The 22,686-nt window shown below is 39.6% G+C and carries 21 protein-coding genes and 1 pseudogene; 2 read left to right on the top strand and 20 right to left on the bottom strand.

The genetic code is table 11. The annotated features are described in order from the left end of the window. Positions 1–87 precede the first annotated feature (87 nt). Positions 88–1,722 carry an acetolactate synthase large subunit gene (locus ABC374_RS08520; protein WP_413017015.1) on the top strand — a complete coding sequence of 545 codons (1,635 nt, stop codon included), beginning with the start codon at positions 88–90 and terminating at the stop codon, positions 1,720–1,722. Between the two features lie 28 nt (positions 1,723–1,750). Continuing rightward, on the top strand, positions 1,751–3,184 hold the full coding sequence (locus ABC374_RS08515; RefSeq protein WP_413017013.1) for an aldehyde dehydrogenase family protein: 1,434 nt from the start codon (positions 1,751–1,753) through the stop codon (positions 3,182–3,184). Between the two features lie 262 nt (positions 3,185–3,446). On the opposite strand, the pseudogene ABC374_RS08510 reads toward ABC374_RS08515, so the two are convergent. The 20 genes and pseudogenes from ABC374_RS08510 to ABC374_RS08415 form a co-directional block, all read right to left on the bottom strand. Next, a pseudogene (locus ABC374_RS08510) lies at positions 3,447–3,847 on the bottom strand (YybH family protein). Between the two features lie 129 nt (positions 3,848–3,976). Next, the gene (locus ABC374_RS08505; RefSeq protein ID WP_413017011.1) at positions 3,977–4,783 is read right to left on the bottom strand and encodes a sugar phosphate isomerase/epimerase family protein; all 807 of its coding nucleotides are present in this window, start codon (positions 4,781–4,783) and stop codon (positions 3,977–3,979) included. A gap of 21 nt (positions 4,784–4,804) precedes the next feature. Then, on the bottom strand, positions 4,805–6,151 hold the full coding sequence (locus ABC374_RS08500) for an MFS transporter (RefSeq protein ID WP_350302257.1): 1,347 nt from the start codon (positions 6,149–6,151) through the stop codon (positions 4,805–4,807). Between the two features lie 196 nt (positions 6,152–6,347). Continuing rightward, positions 6,348–7,715 (bottom strand): MFS transporter, encoded by a 1,368-nt coding sequence (locus ABC374_RS08495; RefSeq protein WP_413017009.1) that lies wholly within the window; start codon positions 7,713–7,715, stop codon positions 6,348–6,350. A 139-nt stretch (positions 7,716–7,854) separates the two neighbouring features. Further along, positions 7,855–8,667, bottom strand: coding sequence for a dioxygenase family protein (locus ABC374_RS08490; protein ID WP_413017007.1), 813 nt, complete (start codon positions 8,665–8,667; stop codon positions 7,855–7,857). A gap of 26 nt (positions 8,668–8,693) precedes the next feature. After that, the gene (locus ABC374_RS08485) at positions 8,694–9,887 is read right to left on the bottom strand and encodes a thiolase family protein (protein WP_413017005.1); all 1,194 of its coding nucleotides are present in this window, start codon (positions 9,885–9,887) and stop codon (positions 8,694–8,696) included. 4 nt (positions 9,888–9,891) lie between these two features. After that, positions 9,892–10,230, bottom strand: a complete 339-nt coding sequence (locus ABC374_RS08480; protein ID WP_048687694.1) for a DUF3870 domain-containing protein — start codon at positions 10,228–10,230, stop codon at positions 9,892–9,894. Between the two features lie 75 nt (positions 10,231–10,305). Further along, entirely contained in the window at positions 10,306–11,421 is a 1,116-nt protein-coding gene (locus ABC374_RS08475) for a muconate cycloisomerase family protein (protein ID WP_413017003.1), read from the bottom strand. 20 nt (positions 11,422–11,441) lie between these two features. Beyond that, positions 11,442–12,074 (bottom strand): 3-oxoacid CoA-transferase subunit B, encoded by a 633-nt coding sequence (locus tag ABC374_RS08470; protein WP_413017001.1) that lies wholly within the window; start codon positions 12,072–12,074, stop codon positions 11,442–11,444. Beyond that, the gene (locus tag ABC374_RS08465) at positions 12,067–12,756 is read right to left on the bottom strand and encodes a CoA transferase subunit A (protein WP_413016999.1); all 690 of its coding nucleotides are present in this window, start codon (positions 12,754–12,756) and stop codon (positions 12,067–12,069) included. Before ABC374_RS08465 ends, ABC374_RS08470 begins: the two co-directional genes overlap by 8 nt. Positions 12,757–12,777: 21 nt before the next feature. Then, entirely contained in the window at positions 12,778–13,497 is a 720-nt protein-coding gene (locus ABC374_RS08460) for a carboxymuconolactone decarboxylase family protein (protein WP_413016997.1), read from the bottom strand. Positions 13,498–13,511: 14 nt separating this feature from the next. Beyond that, the gene (locus tag ABC374_RS08455; protein WP_413016995.1) at positions 13,512–14,198 is read right to left on the bottom strand and encodes a cyclase family protein; all 687 of its coding nucleotides are present in this window, start codon (positions 14,196–14,198) and stop codon (positions 13,512–13,514) included. A gap of 241 nt (positions 14,199–14,439) precedes the next feature. Beyond that, positions 14,440–15,273, bottom strand: a complete 834-nt coding sequence (locus ABC374_RS08450) for an alpha/beta fold hydrolase (RefSeq protein ID WP_413016993.1) — start codon at positions 15,271–15,273, stop codon at positions 14,440–14,442. Between the two features lie 277 nt (positions 15,274–15,550). Further along, positions 15,551–16,012 (bottom strand): pyridoxamine 5'-phosphate oxidase family protein, encoded by a 462-nt coding sequence (locus ABC374_RS08445; protein WP_413016991.1) that lies wholly within the window; start codon positions 16,010–16,012, stop codon positions 15,551–15,553. 35 nt (positions 16,013–16,047) lie between these two features. Beyond that, positions 16,048–16,623, bottom strand: a complete 576-nt coding sequence (locus tag ABC374_RS08440; RefSeq protein WP_413016989.1) for a non-oxidative hydroxyarylic acid decarboxylases subunit B — start codon at positions 16,621–16,623, stop codon at positions 16,048–16,050. A gap of 47 nt (positions 16,624–16,670) precedes the next feature. Beyond that, positions 16,671–18,158, bottom strand: a complete 1,488-nt coding sequence (locus ABC374_RS08435; protein WP_413016987.1) for a UbiD family decarboxylase domain-containing protein — start codon at positions 18,156–18,158, stop codon at positions 16,671–16,673. Positions 18,159–18,285: 127 nt separating this feature from the next. Further along, complete coding sequence (locus ABC374_RS08430; RefSeq protein WP_413016985.1) at positions 18,286–19,113, bottom strand: MerR family transcriptional regulator; 828 nt, start codon at positions 19,111–19,113, stop codon at positions 18,286–18,288. A gap of 539 nt (positions 19,114–19,652) precedes the next feature. Then, a complete protein-coding gene (locus ABC374_RS08425) occupies positions 19,653–20,138 on the bottom strand; it encodes a peptidoglycan-binding domain-containing protein (protein WP_413016983.1) in 486 nt (161 codons plus the stop codon). 353 nt (positions 20,139–20,491) lie between these two features. Continuing rightward, positions 20,492–21,607, bottom strand: a complete 1,116-nt coding sequence (gene menC, locus ABC374_RS08420) for an o-succinylbenzoate synthase (RefSeq protein ID WP_413016981.1) — start codon at positions 21,605–21,607, stop codon at positions 20,492–20,494. A 97-nt stretch (positions 21,608–21,704) separates the two neighbouring features. Next, entirely contained in the window at positions 21,705–22,535 is an 831-nt protein-coding gene (locus ABC374_RS08415) for a GNAT family N-acetyltransferase (RefSeq protein WP_350302241.1), read from the bottom strand. Positions 22,536–22,686: the final 151 nt, after the last annotated feature.

The following is a 22,686-nucleotide window of genomic DNA, read 5'->3' as shown; positions in this document are numbered from 1 at the left end:
TTTCTTTATAATCCGCAAGTACATAATTTCTAGTGGGCAAAGCCAACATATAGGGAAAGAAATTGAAGTGGTCGAGGAGGGAATAATTTGAAAGCATCTGATTTGTTTGTAAGATGTTTAGAGAATGAAGGGGTTCAGTATATTTTTGGGATACCTGGTGAAGAAAATACGGATCTTATTGATTCTCTAATAAACTCTGATATTGAATTTATCTTGGTTCATCATGAACAAGCTGCAGCTTTTATGGCAGATATATATGGCCGGCTAACTGGAAATCCTGGCGTCTGCTTGGGCACATTGGGACCGGGTGCAACTAATTTATTGACAGGAATAGGAAATGCTTATCTGGATTATTCCCCTGTTGTCGCGATTACAGGACAGGCGGGCCTTGATCGAATTCATAAGGAGTCGCATCAATATGTGGACATTATTGGGGTTTTTGAGGAAGTAACGAAATGGAATCAACAAATTAAGGTGCCGCATACGATTCCGGAAATTATCCGTAAAGCATTTAAGACTGCAGTCATAGAAAAGCCGGGAGCTGTTCATATAGAACTCCCTGAAGATGTGGCGATGATGGATACAGAAGGTGAACCACTAAGGGTTACACCAATGCCAAGATCCCGCCCTGCCGAGGAAGAAATCAAAAAAGCTGTCGAATTAATCAGTCGCGCTAAAAAGCCGATTATTCTAGCTGGTAATGGCGTAGTTCGCGATGAAGCTGCTGAGTCCTTACTGAAATTTGCAGAAGAAAAGCAAATTCCCGTTGTGAATTCGTTCATGGCCAAAGGAGTTTTACCTTCTGACCATCCATTGACCCTTTTTACAGTAGGGATGCAAGCAAGGGATTATGTTCTATGCGGGTTTGATTTGGCCGATCTTATTATCACCGTCGGCTATGATTTCGTCGAGTATTTGCCAAAATATTGGAACGATGAGGCGAGAAATCCGATTATTCATATTGATGCCCGACCGGCTGAGATTGATGCCTATTACCCCGTTCAAGCTGAATTGGTCGGTAACGTCACAGAGGCACTTGAAGCCTTGACTACTGGTGTAGAAGAAAAGGAACTTTGGCCAGAAGTTAAAAGGTTAAGGTCTCAGATTGTTGAAAAGCTTCATTCTTCGGATGAAGTATCAGGAAGCCCAATCATCCCTCAGCGAATTATTGCCGATATAAAAAAGGCGGAAAAAGGGAATGCCATTGTCATTTCGGATGTGGGCGCCCATAAATTATGGATTGCCAGGATGTATCAGCCGGAAAAACCTAATCACACTATCATTTCTAATGGCTTTGCATCAATGGGTATTGCGGTTCCCGGTGCCATTGCGGCCAAATTGGCAAAACCTGACAAACCTGTCATTGCGGTTACAGGGGATGGTGGATTTCTGATGAATGGGGTTGAATTGGCAACTGCCAAACGTCTGGGTCTTGCTTTCGTTATTGTCATTTTCCATGATTCAAAATTTGGCCTTATCGAGTGGAAGCAATTGAATAAATTTGATCGTACGAATGCGATTGAATTTACAGACCCAGACTTTTTAGGATTCGCAAAAAGTTTTGGGGTTAAAGGAGTGAAAGTAACCCATTCCGATGAATTGCTTCCTGCATTAGAAGAAGCAATTTCGAGTCGGGAAATTGTCTTGATTGATGTGGATGTCGATTATTCGGAAAATGTAAAGCTATCGAAAACACTAGGTGATTATATTTGTAAATTATAAAGAGCATGTATTATTGGAGGAATGTCAAATGAAGAAAAAGTGGCAATTGTGGATCGGTGGCAAATGGCGGGAGGCTAAATCGTATGAGCCTTTATTTAATCCCCATTCAAATGAAGAAATTGCACAAATCGGCCAGGCTGAACCAGCGGATGCCATCGAAGCGATTGTTGAGGCAAATGCCGCTTTTCAGAAATACCGATCCTACCCGGCTCATGCACGAGCAGAAATTTTATTTAAAGCTGCAGCAATCATGGAAGAACGCAGTGAAGAACTTGCGAAAATCATTTCTCTAGAGGCGGCGAAAACGATTCGAAATGCTCGTGAAGAAATGAATCGTACGGTTCAGACCTATCGTTTTGCAGCAGAAGCTTCCAAGAACAATTATGGAGAGCAAATCCCGATGGATGCGGCAGTTGGCGGGGTAAACCGTTTTGGCTTCACGGTTCGCACCCCGATTGGTGTCGTTACTGCGATTACCCCATTTAACTTTCCCTTTAATCTGGTCGCACATAAAGTTGGGCCAGCTATTGCGGCTGGAAACTCGATTGTGTTAAAACCTGCCGAACAAACCCCGTTGAGTTCACTGGTTCTTGCCGATATTTTTAAAGAAGCAGGGTTGCCAGACGGAGTATTGAACATCATACCAGGAAAAGGGGATGTTTTGAGTGAAGCATTGACCACCCATCCTCATGTAAAAAAAGTGACTTTCACAGGCAGTGTAGAGGTCGGACACCTTATCCAGCAGCAGGCAGGCTTCCGTAAGCTTACCCTTGAACTCGGATCCAATTCGCCGTTCATCATTGATGAAGGAGTCGACATCAATAAAATCATTCAAAGAAGTGTGATGGGTTCATTTACGAATAATGGTCAGGTGTGTATCTCGATTCAACGAATTTATGTCCACAAATCACTATACCAACAATTTTTAGATCGATTCGTAAGCACAACAAAACAGCTTGTCATCGGTTCCCCACTGGACGAAAATACAAATATTACAGCGGTTATTTCAAAAAAATCATTGGAACGTTTACAAAGTTGGATTGACGAGGCAGTACAGGAAGGAGCAAAAATTGAGTGCGGCGGTACAGTGGAAGGCAATGTACTTTTGCCCACCGTCTTAACCAATGTAAATCGTGACTCAAAGGTATTTCGTTTCGAAGTATTTGGTCCAATTGTCTGCATTTTCCCATTCGATACGCTGGATGATGCAATCAATGATGCAAATGATTCGCGCTACGGATTGAACTCAGGAGTGATGACTCCGAGTATAGAACGAGCTTTTTATGCGGCGGAACGCTTGGAAACAGGTGGAGTCGTAATCAATGATATCCCAACTTACCGGATTGATAATATGCCTTATGGTGGTTGGAAGGACAGCGGAGTTGGCCGAGAAGGCGTCAAATATGCGATGCATGAAATGATGGAGCAGAAGTTTATCAGCTTTAAAATAAGCGACAATTGAAGAATATTAACGGTTAGTAAATGAGACGGCGATTTCTTAAAGATTTCGTCTTCTTGTTTTGTCGTAAATTAATGTTTTTATTGTAGTCTTTGTTCTTATTATTAATGGGCACAATCATTTCATCATCACTTATATACATAGGCGATTTTTTAATAACTAAAAACGCTATTTTTGTTTTCTCTTACAAAATGCCTCTTAGTTACATACAGATGTAATCTAGTTGGAAAAATAAAAAGCCACCATATACGGCAGCTTTCACTTATTACTTCAATTCTTCGATTATTTCAGCACCATAAGAGTTGTCGATTATGCAGCGCCATATACCCGTGGAATCCTTTTTAAATACATATGTCGCGGTTCTTTCCATGAGAATTCGGAATCTTCCTTTTGATTGGCACTTAGCTGGGCTTTTGCCACAACCAATGCCGTATCTCCCGTTTCGATTATTGCCATCTTATCTTGATTGACGATTAAACTATGTTTAAAGTATTCAGCGATAGCAATGAATGCCCGACGAATTTCCGCTTTCCCTTTTGCAAAAGTTCCAGGTTTGACAACTAAAGTTGCATCCTCTGAATAGAACTCCATTAAATGATCGAAATCCTCATTATTTATTGCCCTGTCCGCATTTTTTATGATTTGTTCCAGCTCATGATTCTGCATATTCACCTTCCTATTCAACTTCTCTTAATTGGACCGCTCCAATTGATGTTCGACTGCCCTGATGGGATATCCTGCTAATTAAGAGAAAAGAATCATTTTTAATCTTCAGCTAAAATACCCGTAAAGAAATCAATATGTCAGTTGCTGTTTCCATTGTTCTAATGAGGCAAGCAAGTTAGGCATTCCTTCCTGACCGAAATATTCCAGAGAAACAAAGCCTGTATAATTCCGCTCTCTCAATTCTTCGAGTAAGCGAATATTGTCAACATCCCCACTAAAAATGGGTGCTGGTTTGTTTTTATATCGCTCTTTATGATTGTAGTGATAATTTTTTAAATGTACATGGCTGACATGGGGGAAGATGGATTCCAATACCTCCTTCGGATTCAATTGATCAACGTATAAGTTAGCACCATCGAAAATCAGTTTTATCCGTGGATGGTCAATATCTTCTAAAAGCTTTTGAATGGCTTCAAGGTTATCAGCAAAAGAGTCATAGTGAATTTCTATTGCTACATCCACTCTATAGAGATCAGCCATTTGCCCTAATTTATTTAATTCGGTTGCCGTTTCCGACCATTGCTCTGGTGAGGCATTCCTTGATGCTATATGTCCTGCGAACGTCCGTATTAATGGGCAGTTTAATTGATGAGCCATATCTAACAATTTTCTTGCTTGATTGATTTCGTTTTGATGTTCTTTTTGGTTCCAGAGTTTTGAAAAAGTCGTATATCCACTAATGGATGGTATTTGTAAATCATTGTTTTCAAGTAATTTGGCTAACTTGTCCAATGGTCCGTGCTTCTCCTGAAACCGTTCTATATGTTTATTCCATAATTCAAGTCCTTTAACATCCGCTTGCAAAGGAAGCAGCCAATTTATTATTTCCTCTATGTCCCATTCTTTAAATCCTGTAGTGCATAAACTCAGTTTCAATGTAATTCCGCCTTTCTCCTTTTATTTTTTCATTGTGATTTCTATACGCTGTACTTTTCCGAGAAGGAAGATATAAGCAAAAGCGCCAATTAGGGCCACTACGGATATAAAGGTTAACGCTGCTGCATAAGAATGTGTCGCACTAATGATTAAACCGACGATTAACGGAGATAATGCCCCGCCAATGTTTGCTACAAAATATAGTGAGGAACCCGTCAGGCCTACCATTCCTTTCGGGGCAATATCAGCTAAAAGGGCTCCTGTAACTGTTGATGCCATCCCCTGTCCAAAGAACGCTATCGCCATAAAGGTGATGACTATGTTTGGTGAATCCGTATAATTCCCCCCGAGAATCAAACAAGACAGTAACAATCCGACAATGATGGGAAGTTTACGTGCCAATCCTGTTGATACCCCGCGTGTCAGCATCCAATCGGAACATCGGCCGCCAATTAGAGTTCCTAATATGGCTACAATGTAAGGAATACTCGCATAAATTCCGGTTTTCAACATCGTCATTCCCTTTTCATCAATCAAATAGGATGGAAACCAAGTCATAAAGAAAAACAAAGTAGTTTGAATGGAAAATTGCCCGATGAACATTCCCCAAATTTGACGGTGTTTAAGCAGTTGGCCTAATCGGCTCCAGGAGAAAGGATGCTTCTCTTCAGTTCCGATCATCCCTCCGCCTTCTTTGATATAATTTAGCTCTTCCTGAGAAATCCGCATATGTTCCCTAGGGTTCCGATAGAATCCATACCAAACAAATCCAATAAGAATCCCTATAATTCCGGCGATATAAAAAAGGTAATTCCATCCAAAGGTTATGATGATCCATGTAAAAACTGGAGTCAGGAAGGCTAACCCAATATATTGGGTACCCGTATAAATCCCAACAGCAGTAGCACGTTCTTTTTTAGGAAACCACTCGGATACACACCAGGCATTAGTAGGTATGGAGGGAGATTCAAAGGCACCCAGTCCTATGCGATATGTAATAAGTGACGATATATTTTTCGCGGTTCCTACCATGAATGTAAATACAGACCATAAAATGAGCGAAACCGTGTATACCTTTCTAGGACCGAATCTATCAAGAAAGTAGCCGCTGAATAGCATGGAGAAGGTATAGCTCCAGCCAAATACGGAAAATATGATTCCCATCATAGCCGGATCAATTTGTAAATCGGCTTGAATATTCGGAGCCGCAAGCGAAATGATGGCACGGTCGATGTAATTAATACACGTGACCAAAGCAATTAGAAATAAGATGAACCATCGAACAGTTTTCTGTTTTCTTTTTTTTGATCTGTCAGTTACCGGTTCCGATGTGCGATCTTCTATTATTGCCTTTAATTCTGAGCTCAATATATTTCCCCCTTAACCTAATGCCCAATATTAGTACATCGTTCTACTAAATTCATGAATGCTACTATGTTTCCTTCCATTACTTATAACCTTAGTTTATTATTTTCAAAAGCCCCTAGAAACATTGAATTGCAGATCCCCTTGTTGCAAAATTAAACAACCAAGGGGATTGTATTCCGAATTGTGAATCATTTCTTTAAATAGTTACAGTCTTCTCTGATTCTACCTCTTCATGGTCCTCCTTGACTACCCTGTCAAAAGATCCATGTTTTTCTTGGACCAGAATATAACCGACCGCTGCGATGATACTTGGCAGGGCAAATGTAGCAAAAGCCACCTTCGGATCCATGCCTGTTGACAGAAGAAAGGCAATTAAAGTAGGAGCGAGAATTGAGCCAATCCTGCCGATAGCTTGCGAATAGCCCATACCCGTCGTACGGATTTCACGGGGGTAATATTCTGTGATATACGGATTGGCTAAGTTCATGGCACCAACAGTACAGGCACCCCCCATAAAAATCAGTAAGTATACTCCGATGGTATTAGTCGTAGCGCTCAATGCGACAAATGTAACGGCCCCTAATAAGAATAGTGTAACAAGAATTTTACGATGACCCATTTTTCCAGCATAATAACCGCCTACTAAGGAACCTCCAATTTGACCAAGGCATAAAACCAGGTTAAATGAAAGGCTTGAGGTGATACTGAATCCGGAATCCTGCATCATTTTTGGAAGCCATGTATTTAATCCGTAAGCCATCATCAATGTACAGAACACAGCAACCCATATGGAAACCGTACTGAATGCCCGTTTGTTCGTGAATAGTTTTTTTACTGGAGATCCTTTCCCCCTATGTTCAGCTTCACTAAGTCTGAAATCGTCTGTTTCTTTAAAATTCCCTTCTGGTTTGACTTTATTGAGGATTTCAACAACCTTACCAATTTCCTTCTTTGCTAAATAGTAGGAAAGGGATTCAGGAAACTGCTTCATGAATATTGGAAGTGTAAGTAATGGCAGAATTCCAATAAAGTATAATACACGCCAATCCGTATAAGGAATGATATACATTCCCACTAATGATGCCATGATTCCACCGATTGAATAGCCACAATACATCGCAGCTACAATGATGGCCCGATTTTGTTTTGGGGAATATTCAGTCATTAGCGATATTACATTCGGCATCAATGCTCCCATGCCAATTGCCGCAATGAAACGCATGACAGTGAACCATGTGAGGTTAGGTGCAATCCCTGCCCCCAAGGTAAATACGCTGAACAAAATCATACAAATGACGAGAACATTCTTCCGGCCATATTTATCTGCGATCGGTGCTAAAATCAGGGCGCCAATCATCATGCCGAATAAGGAATAACTGCCGACTGCCCCTGCCTGAATGGAAGTTAAATCCCACTCTTCCATCATCCAAGGCAAACCCACACCATACATCGCTATTTCATACCCGTCGAAAGCGATGGCATAAAAACACCAAAGAAAAACAAGTAAATGAAAGCGGTTAAATTTACTGACAGCAATGATATCCGAAGCAACTACACTACGCATTTTCCGCCTCCCATCATAAAAATATCGGTTCGAATGTATTTTCCGAGTTCCAAAATAAGAACTCGGAAAATACTCAAAAAAATCAGATAATAACTTTTGAAATTGCCCATTAACAAACAATGCATATTCCTATCGATGATTAGTTTTTCACGACAGCATTATTGAAAACAGGTTTATCTTGTAATCTAAGTTCAAAATCTAAATGAGCCGTATAATAATCATTTTTCAATCCTTTTTCTGCACCGGAATGTTTTTCTAATTTTGTAATTAAGCTTCCGCGAACACCTTGTGCAACATCATTTTCTAAATATTCATCGCCTTCAAAATATATTTGCGTTACTAATCTATCGCCATTTTCCGGTTGGAATAATAGGTGCAAATGTGCTGGACGAAAAGCATGATGATCAATCCACTTTAAGAATTGACCAGAAGGTCCATCTGTAGGAATTGAATAATTACCCGGTACAACTGTTTTTATTTCAAAATTACCATTCGCATCCGTATAAAAAGCGCCACGTAAATTATCATCTGGGATTCCTTCAGCGAAGTATGAGTATTCACCATTTGTATCAGCCTGCCACATATCGATTTTGGTATTGGATAACGGATTTCCATTAACATCTTTAACAGATCCTGAAAAGTAAAGGACGTCACCTTGTTCATTTTCACGTTGTGGCAACACTCCGGGATTTTGAACGACTGGCGTATTTTCAATATAATAAGGTCCTAGAATAGTAGGTTCAGTTCCTTTTACACTTTTATACATTTCTTGAAGGGCATGAGTTTCAAAGAAAACATCCATAAATAACGGAATTTCCCCTGCCCTGCCTAATTGATCCATCCAATCAATAAGAGCTTGATAGTCATTATGATCAATTTCGTATTCACTAACTAATTCCTTGAATTTAACTACCAATCCATTATAAACGTCGATTACTTTTTGATTTTTCATAATATTTCCTCCATTTTTTAAGTTTTTTATATTTGTTGATTTTCAATGATGGTACTGATTCCTAATCCACCTGCTATACATAGTGTGACTAGCCCATATCTTTTTCCGGTTCTTTCTAACTCATGTATCAATTTGGTTGCTAAAATTGCACCAGTGGCACCTATTGGATGTCCCATGGCAATGGCACCGCCATTAGGATTCACCTTATTCATATCAAGCTTCAATTCTTTGATTACTGCCAAAGCTTGTGCAGAAAAGGCTTCGTTCAGTTCTATTAAATCAATATCATTCAGTTTCAGCCCTGATATTTGAAGCGCTTTCAAGGTGGAGTTGACAGGCCCCAGCCCCATGTAATTCGGTGATACGCCTGCTGCCGCTTGAGCAATCACTCTTGCTTTTGGCTTTTTACCACGCCTTTTTGCTGCTTCTTCCGACATTAGTATCAGAGCGGCTGCACCGTCATTCCTTCCACTACTATTTCCAGCGGTTACCGTTCCATTTTTCTTGAAAACCGGTTTTAAATTAGCCAACTTTTCCAGACTGGTATCTCTTGGGTGCTCATCCACATTAAATTCCATTAACCCTTTTTTCGTTTTAATTTGATAGGGAACGATCTCATTCGAAAATATTTCAGTAGAAATTGCCCGTTTTGCACTTTCTTGGCTCCTTAAAGCAAATTCATCTTGTTCAGTTCTTGAAATGGAATATTTTTCAGCCAGATTTTCTGCTGTCATTCCCATCGTCAACATTCCGTAATCTTCAACGGGCTGTGAACCTGGCTGGCTTTCCGTATTCGGGTCCAATAACTGTCCATTGCCTGATTTCAACCCAAAACGGATATTTCTCATATAGTATGGGGCCGTGCTCATTGATTCCGCTCCGCCTGCAATGATTACATCTCCAAACCCGCATTGTATTTGTTGACTGGCAGAATTGATCGCCTGGATGCCGGATCCGCATTGTCTGTGTACGGTATAACCTGGTACTTCAACAGGAAATCCTGCCCGGAGCAATGCAACTCTTGCCAAATTTGACGCATCTGAACTTTGTTTGGCTTGTCCCATAATCACTTCATCAATACTCTCTTTAGGAATATCCGCTCTCTTGATAACTTCATCAAGGACAGCAGCTGCCAGGAAATCGGCAGGAACATTTTCCAATGCTCCCCCTAATTTCCCAATAGCCGTGCGAACCGAGTCTATAATAACTACATTGCTCAATTTTCTACCTCCTGCTATTTTTATTTCTTTCTTCTAAACTATCCTTATATCTTTGGTGAGCTATTTTCAAGGCAACAATCACCGACTGCTGCGATGGAGCTAAAAAGTCCGTTTTAATATTCTCTATTAAGGAATCAATATCTTTACTAAAATCAAAACCAACTATCATTCGCTTAAAAAAATCCTGGGCCAAAGTTGTTAAAAACGTAAATTCTGCATTAATGATAATGTGACTTTCCTTGTGAATTTCCAGTACCATCCCAGCGTATTTATAATTTTCATACATGCTCGTATTTTGCGGTGCCTTCGCATAGGCGGTAATTAATAATGTTGGCTGTCCCATATAAAACTACATCCTCTCAAGATTACTTGCATAAACCAGTGGGTGTTCCATATTCCACTTTCCAGTTTATATTAATTAAAGACCTCTTGAAAAATGTTTTACTTTTTCCATATCTATCTCCATGCCAAATCCTGGCCCATCCGGGATGATTATTTCAAAATTCTCATATTTAATTTGGTTTAGCGTAATATTTTCTTTGAAAAGTAACGGTCCAAATAATTCAGTACCGAATTCAAATTTTGGAATGGTTGAATAAAGTTGTGCACAAATGGCCGTTCCCAATGATGATTCAATCATCGTTCCGCCATACAAACCAAAGCCTACACCTTCGGCAATCGCAGCCACCTTTTTCGTTTGGGTCATCCCGCCATGTTTACATATTTTCAAGGCGAAGGAATTACCTGCCCTATGTTTAGCTATTTGGAATGAATCTTGTAATGAATTCAATGATTCATCAGCCATGATCGGGACCTTAAAACGTTCGGTCAACCTTGCCATCCCTTCATTATCCCAAGCTGGCAGCGGCTGTTCGACCATGGAAACCCCGCCTTCCTCTAAAGCTTCAATGCAATACGTAGCCGTTGTTTCATCCCATGCTTGATTAACATCAACCGTAATGCGTGCTTGATCTCCCACGGCTTCAATAATTTTCAATACATGCTCCACATTCTTATTTGGATTACCTTTGCCAATTTTCAATTTAAAGATATTATGACGTTTTTGGTGTAAGGATTCTTTCGCTTCTTCGATATCTTTACTCGTATCCCCACTTGCCAAAGTCCATGCCACCGGCAATGATTTATGAATTTGTCCACCGAATAATTCATAAGCAGGGATGTTTCTCCTTCTGGCTACTAAATCCACCATGGCTGATTCAACGACAGCCTTCGCAAAATTATTTCCTCTAACATTTAGTGAAACTTCATGCATGATTTTGTCATAATGGACGGGGTTTTTACCAATGATAAGCGGGGCGATATATGTATCAATATTCACTTTGATCGCCTCAGGCGTCCCCTCACCATATGAAGCCCCGCCTATTGTCGCCACTTCCGCCCAACCTTCCGCACCCTCTTCATCCATAACACGGGCAAGAATGATCGTTTGTTCCACGATCGTATGCATGGCAAGCTGATGAGGACGAATTGTGGGTAAATCAATAATGTATACATCTACTGAACGTATTTTCATTTAATCCACCTTTTTAACATTTAATAGATAAAATCCGCTTCTGTTTTTGCTCTTACTTCTTCGATCGTTATACCTGGCATTAATTCAATCAATTTCAACTGTTTGTCTATAACTTCAAAGACAGCCAACTCGGTGATGATCAAGTCAACGCTTCTTGTGGAAGTAATCGGGTAGGTGCATTTCTTTAAAACTTTACTTTTACCTTCCTTACTTGTATGTGTCATGGTCACGATCACTTTTTTGGCACCAACCAACAGGTCCATCGCTCCTCCAACACCCATGATATTCTTGCCAGGCACCGCCCAATTTGCAATTTCCCCAGTTTGACCTACCTGCAAAACACCCAAGATGGCAACATCAATGTGCCCTCCACGGATCATTGCAAACGATTCTGCACTATTAAAGAATGATGCACCAATCGATTCCCCTACCGGTAACTTGCCTGCATTAACTAAATTGGGATCGATTTCATCTTCATCAACTTCTGCAACCCCTAGTAATCCATTTTCCGTATGGAAAAAAACATTTTCATCATCAATGTATTTTGCAACCAAGGTCGGAATCCCGATTCCAAGGTTTACTATACAAGGGCCCGTCAATTCTTTTGCCGCGCGTCTTGCTATCATATTTTGCATTAATTCTTTGTCACTCATAACCTTTGACACCTTCCTTCGTCAGGATTTTCTTTGCCTTAATAATTCCATCGACGAATAGATGCGGTGTTACAATCTCCTCTGGGGGGAGTTCACCAGGTTCAACTATCTCATCCACTTCCGCAATTACGACATCTGCGGCTGTTGCCATTACCGGATTAAAGTTTCGAGCCGTTTTATAATAAACAAGATTACCAAGTGTATCAGCCTTCCATGCCCTGATCAAAGCTACATTCGCTCTAATGGCAGGTTCAAAAATATATGCAGCCCCATTTATTTCCCTTTCTTCTTTTCCTTTAGCTAAATCGGTCCCTACACTCGTTTTCGTATAGTAACCGCCTATGCCGGCACCGCCAGCGCGAATGGATTCCGCTAATGTCCCCTGTGGTAATAGTTCTAATTCAATTTCACCACGTTGGTAGAACTCCCCAATTTCACGATTGCTTGTAAAATAAGAACCAATCGCCTTTTTTATTTTCTTCTGGCTTAGGAGAACTCCCAGACCTTTTCCTTTCTCGCCTAAATTGTTACTGATTACTGTCAAGCCTGCTACATCCTTTTTGGCCAAACCATCTATTAATGTAAGAGGGGCACCGATCAAGCCAAATCCACCTACCATTAATGTATGACCGTTCTTCACACAAGATAAAGCTGCTTCTATATCTTGATGTACTTTCGTCATGTTTTCCCCACCAATCTCACGTTACTTATTTTCAATCAATGAATCACTTGCCTCAAACCAAGCAGGTATTCCGGCAGTCAATAAGCAAATAAGTCCCACTTCAGCTAATTGTTCTTCCGAAGCTCCATTTAACCTTGCCGCCTCCATCCATTCCCCAACCTGTTCCCCTTTTAATTCTGTAATGAATATTCCTGCCATCAGGAGATGTTTTAGCCTTTTTGAAACCACTGAATCACTTAATATATAATCTTTGAGGGAGTTTTGGTCTTCCGATTTAACCAGTTTCAAAACATTCGTGACGAATCCCGTCTCCTCATCCCCTAATAGTTCAATCATATAAAGCAGGATTTCTTCTGCTGTTCCTTGATCGCCACTTATTTCGGGATATCGAATGCCTTTAAGTGTTAGAGCATACTCCAAAGACTTCATTCCTGTTTTTAATGCTTCTGTTCCGTTATATAAGTAAGGAACAATTAGGTATTCCACCAGTTCCGGTATTGTTGCCCCGCCATCGATTGCCCCTTTGGTATGGTAAACCATACTCCGTTCATACAACCTCGCAGCATTCATGCCAACCAGTAATATATCTTTTTCCTTCCTCGTCAAGGCTCCCTCTTGCATGATGTTACTGCGTAAGTTGGTATAGTGATCAAGTGCATTTGGGCTATAATCGTGCATTTTTTGCACCCAGCCTGGTACCACATCATAAACTTCTTTGAAATACAATAATCCCTCGCTCATTCGTCTGCACCTCTTTATATTAATTGTGAATCAAGTATCGATAGTGCCCTTATAGGTGAGGCTGTTGCATTTTTTAGTTTTAAAGGGATCCCGAAAAAAAGAAAGCGAGAATGCTTAGGCAGTTTTTCAAGATTCACTAGATTTTCAACGATATATATATCATGGTTCAGTAATTTTTGATGAATTCCGCTTTCTGAATCCTGGTTCAAATCGGCATTGGGCAAATCCAACCCGACAATATGTATTTGCTTTTCAATAAACCATTGGGCCACACTATCATCTAAGGCCTGCGCTTCAAAAAATCCTTCTTCCCCCCATGATTTCCCCCATGTCCTGATGAGGACGATATCGCTTTTTTCTACGTACACCCCCTGCCTGCGTTCCGCCTCTTCAAGTAAAGCTTTCGTAACAGGTTCGTGTGTCGCTTTTAACATGCTTACATCCAATATGAGGGCATCCCCAAACATATTCTTCAGATTGATGTTTTCAACCGACTCCCCGTTTTCAAAGTAATGTGAAGGCACATCGACATGTGTCCCACTATGGTCAGAAAAAGAAATCAACTTGGAACGGTATCCTTTAGGAAGTGAATCAGATTTCCCCTTTTGTTCAAGAGGTTCATCTTTAATGCCAATTGCAGGTAAATCATTATTTGTAACTAGACCATCGTAAAGTTCCAATGTTAAATCAATGATTTTCAACCATAAAACCCCCAAATTCATTAAGCGTTTACATTATCACGACAAAAATGGCTACCCTAAACATTACTATCAATAATTGACAGCAGGTGTTTAAGGTAGCCAGTTGTTCACTAGTTGTTATTAAAAAAGGTTATTTTTTAATAGCTAATGAATAGGCAATAATTAAGTTTATTATATATTCTTAATATTACACTATTTTCTGTTAATTTCAATATCTTTTTTTAAAAATAACTGCAAAAAATCAAATTCGATTTAAAAAAGATTTTATTCCTTCGTTAATTTCCACTCTATTTTCAAACACCATTGTATAGTGATTACATGTAGAAACGATCGTTTCGATATCAGGCGTATATTTCTTCGTATCAGCATAGGCTTCTTCATAAAATAATGGAGGAAATTCCCCTATCTTCCCACTGGCATACACCAATAAGGTTTTACAGGAAATTTGTCTACAAACTTCTTTAGGGACAAAAGAATAAAAACTATCAAAATCCCTAAGAATGCTATCTTCTGATGATTTATTCTCCCAGTGACCATCCACTTCATGAACCTCATACTCCGCCACACTTTGCAGGTGATCCGTCCAATTGATACCCAAACGGCTATAGATTTCCTTAATTTCTGCAATATAACTTTCCTGAGATTCATATTCTTTACTTAATCGGCCTAGTGATGGTTGTACGATGTCCCTTTGTTGTTGAGAGGAAATGGCCGCACCATCCAATAATATCAAGGCCTGTACCGAGGTTAATTTGCTGGCTACAACGCTTGAGATGAAGGCTCCCATTGAATATCCTATCAAAATCGGATTTTTAATCTTTAATTCTTGAATTAACTCAATTACATCTTCTGCATGTTTAAAAAGAGAAGACTGCACATCTGCCCTCGAACTATTTCCCCTTCCTCTTAAGTCAATCGAGATGACTCTGTACTCGCCTTTTAACATTTCTGCATAATAATGCATTTGCTTATGATTACCCGTTAAACCATGTATGGCGATGATTGGCCCTTTCCTTCCAGGATAATCTGCAATTTGAATTCTTTTGTTCCCCAATTCCTTTACATACATTTCCATAGTGTCACTCCTCAATTTCCATGATTATTAACATAAACCAACCAGCATATTTAAAAAAAAAAGCTATCTTAACTTCACCATCAAGGTAACTTGATCGAGAAATTAAGATAGCCAGTCAGTTCATTAATTTTCATTAAAAAAGGGCTTTTTTTAATGGTTAATGAATAGGCAAGTTATAAATCATGTAATGATTCCATTTTACATGAAGTTCTATTTATTTCAATCATAATTTGATAATTTCGATTTCTCAGCAACTTAAAGTCGGTACCTGGGAATTTTATTGAAGGAGATCCACTATGGTCTCACTCCAACGTTCAACAACTTCTTTAGGGTTTTTCAAGTCGATTTTAATTCCAGAAGTTATTTCAGCATACTTAGCAATATCCTCCCGTGCCTCCACAATTTTTGCGTGGAATCTTTCTCTTTTGTATTGGACATTTGGCAGATCTTTTAATCTCTCTAATGAAAGGCGAATATATTGTGCTTTACCTTTCCAAAACAAAACCAGTGTAGCTTTATGGGTACGAATGACATTGGCTGTAGTCGAAGTATTCGGCCATAGGCCAATCCTTAATTCGGTCCTGCTTACCGCTACGATCTCACCTACGCTAATCATTGCTGTATGAGGCCAGCCTTCTTCACTTATCGTCAACAGCATCATGGCTTCATGCTGCTTGTCGACAAGTTCTTTACCATTTAACAAGTCGAATACCTCAACTGGCATTTCCATCCCATTCATTTTTTCACCTTTTTCATTAATTCCCTAGTAATCTGTTATATTTTGGTGCGATATTTCATTCCGTCCCACCGTTTCGCGCCGTGAGCATCGATTTCAAATTGATCTAACGCCCGATAAGCCAGATGATCAATGATATCGTTAACATTCTCAGGATGATTATAGAAGGCTGGCATAGGAGGGAATATAATGGTCCCCATTTTGGAAAGCGCCGTCATATTCTCCAAATGAATCGTATTCAGAGGGGTTTCTCTTGTCATTAGTAATAATTTTTTTCTTTCTTTCAACATGACGTCAGCAGATCGTGTTAGTAAATTATCCGCTAGTCCCATTCGAATGGAAGCTAGTGTTTTCATACTGCAAGGTGCTACGATCATGCCATCAACCCGGTATGATCCACTTGATATTCTTGCAGCTTGATCTTTGTAAGAATAGGAATGATCAGCTAATCCCTCCACGTCTTTAACAGAATATGGTGTTTCATGTTGAATGGTGGCATGTGCCCACGGGGACATGATTAAATGGGTCTCCACTTCACTGCTTTTAAGCATCTGAAGAATCCTAATTCCGAAAATGGCTCCAGTCGCTCCTGTTATTCCAACAATGATTTTCATTAATTCCCCTCCTTACATTAGTCATCGAATCGAAACTTTATGGAAAATTATGCATTGGAAAATCCAGGAACGAATCGACTTGGATCCACCTCTTTAAATTCGGACCTTTTAAATTCATCTTTTAAATGAAATGGTACTGTGCAGTCAAAAATGGTTTTACAGGAAATTCCCTTTTCCTGAATGGTAGGGCTGTATGCGGGATCTTGTGTAGGATCTAACGGGTGACAGCGCACTCCAGGAATGAAAACCGTATCAACATCACCTTGGTAACGAGTATTTAACGCCCATAAAACATCATTGCTATCGAAGGGATCCACATCTTCATCCACGATGAATACATGCTTAAGTTCAGAAAAGGCAGAGAATGCCAATAGTGCAGCTTGTCTTTGGCGCCCTTCATCACTTGGCTGACTTTTCTTGAATTGAAGAACAGCCATGTATTTACCTCCTCCTGAAGTATGGGCATAAACATTCAATAATTTGCCTGGCATGGACTTTTCCACCATTTGCAGGATGCTTGCTTCTGTTGGAATGCCAGCCATATTCACATGCTCCTCACTTGGACCAATAACTGTTTGCATGATTGGATTGACTCGGTGCGTTACGGCTTTCACTTTGATTAGAGGCAGGTCCGCAACAGCTGAACCTGTATAACCAGGGAATTCCGGCATTGCTTTTCCAGTATTGGTGTTTTGATCTTCCCGAACACGCACACCGGGAACCAATTCCCCTTCTATTACATATTCAGCATTCGCGATAGCTTTTTCATCAATGGTCAAACATTGGACCAATTCTACCGCTTCTTTCCTGATCGCCCCTGCCACACTCAACTCATTAAAGCCAAGGGGAGTCGTAGGTGCTTCAAAACAAGCAGCGACTTCAATAGCAGGGTCAACACCGATACTAATGGAAATTGGTAACGGTTTTCCTGCTTTTTCAGCCTTTTCACGGAATACTTCTAAATGGCGGCCAGGAACAAAATACATGGACATCTCATCTTTACTTTGTAAACATAATCGGTGTATCGTTATATCAGATTCACCCGTTTCTGAATCGGAGGCATAGCACATTCCTATGGTGATATACGGGCCTGCATCTTCTTCTGTATTCGTAGGCGCAGGTATTAATTTTCTGATATCGAAATCGGGATCTTCTGCATAGTGAACCACTTCTTGAGCTTTCGCTTTATCATTCGAAATGGTGATTGGATCAATTGGATTTTTTACAGCTTCATTTAAAAGGAACCCGAGCCGCTCCGGTTTTGTATCCAGCATATGGCCGACTCTTTCCCGGCTGGCTAAAAGTCCGATCACCACGCTTGAATCTTCATGACCCAAAACATGATTGAAAACCATGGCAGGTCCGATCTTTGTTGGACGCATCACTGTCCCGCCTGCACCGACATGACGATACACCCCAGATAATTCAGCATGAGGATTGACTGGTTCATCCGTTTCAATCAATTGTCCTGGAATCGACTTCAGTAGTTCCAGCGCAGAACGTAAATCTCTCACTTTATTCATTTTTTCAGACATAATAAATCCCCCTGTCACTTTGTGATCAGTATCCTATGTATAGTCATTCAAATAACCTAAATGTTATCGGTTACAAATGATATTCTAAAGTGTATTTCTACTATACAGTCAATGGATATTTGAAAATTCAAGTAATTTTCTCTACAGGGATTTGCAGCTGACAAAAATCAACACTACTATCATTCTCGTAAAAGGTCGTATCCAATAAGCAAGCGTCCACAACGTCCCCTATAATTGTATAGTGATTTTCACTGATCCATTGAACCAATTCATTTAAAAACTCAATGTTATATGGCATTCCATATTTATACACACATGCATATTGCCCAGCAGGCAACGTCATCATGTTATCCATATCAGGATCTATAAAAGGTAATGCAGTATATATTCCCGCACCCTCGAAAACATCATCCGTTCCAAGCTTATCCTTTAAAATAACCGTGCCAAATCCCTCTGACGGAAGCATCTCATGTTTACTTAATACATTCCAAGCTTTCATCAGCGTTAAATGTAATTCTTCTCGGCACAATTCATTTTCAAATGGTATAAATAAGACATGCCTTTCAGGAAATTCTTCTATAATAGGTTTATCCAATTCACTTTTAATATTTTTGGCTTCTGAATATTTCATTAATCTTTGTTGAATAAATGTACGTGTATTCATCAAGGCATTTATTTCTTTTTCTATGAATTCTTGATGAAACTCCAAAAGTGATATGGCAGTGGTTAAATTTCGGTTTCCAATATGATCCTTAATATCATTCAGCTTGATGCCAATCGACTTCAAAAAGCAAATTTCCCTTAGAAATGGAATCTGAACTGCACTATAATATCGATAACCATGTTCATCTATATGTACCGGTTTAAATAGATCGATTTTATCGTAATAAATGAGAGTCTGCCTTGAGATACTGTGAATGGAAGCCATTTCACTGATTGATAAGTAATTGTCCATATGCGCTACTCCTCTGCAAATACTTTTTGTAAATTTCTTTCTAAGTCTTATATCATATATTAATTTATTAATTTCCCTCCTTCCATTCGGCAGCTACAACCGATTGGAGAGGGTCAGTATTCTAAAGAAAACTTCAATCCCCTCTAACTTTACCATTTTTCCATTTAAAATGAATGGATATTAAAGGCCCTGCCTATCGAAAAAATGGATCATATCTACATCTTCATTAATAAGCAATAAGTGAGAAAGTTAAATTCAATATTATTAAATTTTAAATGAGTATAAAAAAAATCCTCCTATGAATCAAAAGGATTATGGATTTTTTCACTATCGTCAGCAGTAACATCATTACCAGCATTAATGTTTTTGGACTTAAACTGATTCTGGAAGGAATATTATTTAGAAGGGAATCAAAAATCAGGCCACACAATAACCAAGAAAGAACAGGAGCTTACAAATACAATCAACTTGTGAAAGCAAAAAATAAAAACGTGCCTATTTGTGGACACGTTTTTCATATGAAAGGAATTTCCTGTATCTTAATTTGCATACAAGCGGTATTGGTCGCTTAATGTATCTCCATTACCGTAAATATAGGCTTTTGAGCCCGATGTATAGGAAGAATTATCGTACTTCCATTTAATTCTGAGTCCCATGTTTCCGCCTGCTCCATATGTTTCATTGCCATTCTTCTTAATATATTGCGAGAAGCTATCCCACGTCCGGGGGCCAACCACACCATCCACTTTCAAGTTGTTTTCTTTTTGGTATTTCTTCACTCCCGTTTCGGTTTTTGGTCCAAAGATACCATCAACGTCAACCACTGCAGAATCCGTATAAAAACCCATGACATTCAGGATATACTGCATATTTCTGACCTCCACCCCATGAGTGTCCTTCCGCAAAATAGAATTCTTATCCCAGCTTTCGGGGTGGTGAAAACCTCCAGCAGATGCTGAAGCGGTGGAAAAAGATATCCCAAGGGCCATTGCCAATACTGCCAAACTAGTAAGTAATTTCTTCATAGCTCCATCTCCCTCTTTTTTTGTACATCCGAACTACCTTTACTATTTCCCTTCAGATTGATATTTCCCTTCCGACCGATGTCCTGTTTTGTCCTTGCTAAACAAAAAGTGTCCCAGAAGGCTCGAATAAGTGGGATATCTAGATAAAGTAGATCTCATAACGCAAACCACTTCATACGAAACTTGGATAAAGGAGTTCAATACATGGCAGAAAGTCGAATTACAATAAATTTTTTGAATGGCAAATGGATTGCAGAAAAAAAAGGCATGCTCCCTTTTTCGGAAATCATACCTTTATGTAAGGAAAATAGATGTTGCAGGAAGTAACTACCCTAGCCGTTTCTATCAACATTCTAACTTAAATGATAGGTTTGACTGTGTATAGTATACTTATTGATTTTTTCCATGCTTGGTTCAAAGCCAATACCGGGCAATTCTGGAACACTGATTATTCCGTTTTCCACTGTAACTTCAGGGTCGGTAATATCTTCTGCCCAATAGAGGGAGGAAGCTGCGGTATCGCCGGGAAGAGTGAAGTTTGGCAGTGATGTGATTGCAATATTATGAGCTCTTCCAATGCCTGATTCCAGCATACCCCCACACCATAGCGGAATATCATGTTCAAGACATAAATCATGGATTTTCCTGGATTCAGTCAAACCTCCGACACGGCCAATCTTGATATTAATAATTTTACAGCTGCCCAATTTAATAGCTTTCCTTGCATCCGCTAATGAGTGAATGCTTTCATCCAGGCAAATAGGTGTTTTTAACCTTGACTGTAAATCTGCATGGTCAATAATATCATTATAGGCAAGCGGCTGTTCAATCATCATTAAATTAAAATCATCCAAGGCGGATAACCGGTCTATATCTTGTAAGGTATACGCTGAATTTGCATCTGCCATGAGCGGGATTTCAGGATATACTTTTCGGACCTTTTCTATTAATTCAACATCCCAGCCCGGTTTGATTTTTAGTTTAAAGCGTTTATAGCCTTCACCGAGACGAGCTTCGATTATATCTAGGGTCGAATCAATCGAATCCTTTATTCCGATGCTTACCCCAACTTCAATTTTCTTTTTTGTTCCACCTAACACTTTTGAAAGAGAAGCACCCTGTTTTTTAGCATACAAATCCCAAACAGCACCCTCTAAAGCGGCTTTTGCCATGTAATTGCCGCGAATATGGGTGAAATATTTTTCGGAAATTTCATCAGGATGCTTGATTTCATTTTTAAGGATAATTGGAATTAGATAATCTTCGAGTATATGCCAGTTTGTTTTTAAGGTCTCTTCATTATACAGTGGGTCGAGCATCGCAACTGATTCAGCCCAACCGGAAATGCCATCATCGCTTTTTGCTTCCACAAGGATAAAATCCCGATTGTATTCCGTCCCAAAGCTAGTTGTAAAGGGGTGAAGCAAGTCAAGCTTCAGATGCCTTAAATTAACTTGTTTAATTTTCACTAGTAGATTCTCCTTTTGGGGATAAAACTATTTACCCCAGTCATTTTCAATTGCTGACAGCAGCTTATTGTTAATTCATATTTAAATATAAACCTGCTTATTTCCTTGATAGCACATAAAACTGAACGGGAATTTCCTTCATGGAATTCTTCATAAAATTTGTTACCTGCCATCCTTGCTGAAATAAATCGGTAAAAATGTCCCTCGTTTTCATCCGCCATTCATTGGCCGCTTGAATGTTTGTGACTCTTATTGTTCGGAAGTCCTTTGGAATGGCCACAAAAGCTGTATCACATTCTTGTTCAGGCAGCGGAAGAGTGAAAGAAGGAACAGGCACTCCCTCTTCAATGGCATCCCATTGGATAAGCGAGTTTTCTATCATAAAGTCCAACGGCATTCCCTGTCCGATAGAATCCGTTTTCTCCTTTTTACCAATATGCCATTCGACAAGAAAGCGGTCAGAAGGAATTCCGCTGTTTAAAAGATCTTCCATTTCACCATAGCAGTTTGGTATATAAGTGGAACATACCCCGCCAAGCTTGGCTATATTTAAGTACCCATTAACACTTTCTAATGGATCGTATGTCCAGGTAATAAGGGAATAGCCGAGCTTTATCGCCTCCTCACGTTGTGCTGACTTTAACTTTTCCCCTATACCTTTGTTGCGATATTGCTCATCAATTCCCAGAATATGTGAACAAAGATAGGCTGATTGCCCATTGAATCCCGGAAAGCTATATTGAAATCCAATCAGTTTCTCCTCGCAATAAGCTCCTATAACCAAACCGCCGTTTTTCACAGCAGTTATGGTTTGGTGTGAAGGGATTGAGTCGGTTTCTCCCCAAATGGCGGATTCTAGCTTTCTTACTTCCTCTAGCTCTTCAATTCGATGAAGAGAACGAATTGCAATTTCATGTGTATTCGTCATGGTTAACCTCCTATGAAAAGCACAAGCGCCTTGATCGACCCAACATAAGATGGACAAGTAAGTTCCACAGCTGACGGCTTATCGTGCAAGGCACTGGAGCTATCATTTAAATACTTTATGTTTACGAAATACTCTCTTATTTTTCAACAAA

This window comes from Peribacillus phoenicis, from assembly GCF_047238085.1.
Lineage (GTDB): Bacteria > Bacillota > Bacilli > Bacillales > DSM-1321 > Peribacillus.
Note: the sequence above shows the minus strand (reverse complement) of the source record. Positions and strands in the feature narration are given on the sequence as shown.

Bases quoted from the DNA above. Each gene is read 5' to 3' on its own strand.
- ABC374_RS08515 (WP_413017013.1), top strand. From the start codon at position 1,751: ATGAAGAAAAAGTGGCAATTGTGGATCGGTGGCAAATGGCGGGAGGCT.
- ABC374_RS08495 (WP_413017009.1), bottom strand. From the start codon at position 7,715: ATGCGTAGTGTAGTTGCTTCGGATATCATTGCTGTCAGTAAATTTAAC.
- ABC374_RS08490 (WP_413017007.1), bottom strand. From the start codon at position 8,667: ATGAAAAATCAAAAAGTAATCGACGTTTATAATGGATTGGTAGTTAAA.
- ABC374_RS08480 (WP_048687694.1), bottom strand. From the start codon at position 10,230: ATGGGACAGCCAACATTATTAATTACCGCCTATGCGAAGGCACCGCAA.
- ABC374_RS08475 (WP_413017003.1), bottom strand. From the start codon at position 11,421: ATGAAAATACGTTCAGTAGATGTATACATTATTGATTTACCCACAATT.
- ABC374_RS08470 (WP_413017001.1), bottom strand. From the start codon at position 12,074: ATGAGTGACAAAGAATTAATGCAAAATATGATAGCAAGACGCGCGGCA.
- ABC374_RS08465 (WP_413016999.1), bottom strand. From the start codon at position 12,756: ATGACGAAAGTACATCAAGATATAGAAGCAGCTTTATCTTGTGTGAAG.
- ABC374_RS08460 (WP_413016997.1), bottom strand. From the start codon at position 13,497: ATGAGCGAGGGATTATTGTATTTCAAAGAAGTTTATGATGTGGTACCA.
- ABC374_RS08450 (WP_413016993.1), bottom strand. From the start codon at position 15,273: ATGGAAATGTATGTAAAGGAATTGGGGAACAAAAGAATTCAAATTGCA.
- ABC374_RS08445 (WP_413016991.1), bottom strand. From the start codon at position 16,012: ATGAATGGGATGGAAATGCCAGTTGAGGTATTCGACTTGTTAAATGGT.
- ABC374_RS08440 (WP_413016989.1), bottom strand. From the start codon at position 16,623: ATGAAAATCATTGTTGGAATAACAGGAGCGACTGGAGCCATTTTCGGA.
- ABC374_RS08435 (WP_413016987.1), bottom strand. From the start codon at position 18,158: ATGTCTGAAAAAATGAATAAAGTGAGAGATTTACGTTCTGCGCTGGAA.
- ABC374_RS08430 (WP_413016985.1), bottom strand. From the start codon at position 19,113: ATGGACAATTACTTATCAATCAGTGAAATGGCTTCCATTCACAGTATC.
- ABC374_RS08425 (WP_413016983.1), bottom strand. From the start codon at position 20,138: ATGAAGAAATTACTTACTAGTTTGGCAGTATTGGCAATGGCCCTTGGG.
- ABC374_RS08415 (WP_350302241.1), bottom strand. From the start codon at position 22,535: ATGACGAATACACATGAAATTGCAATTCGTTCTCTTCATCGAATTGAA.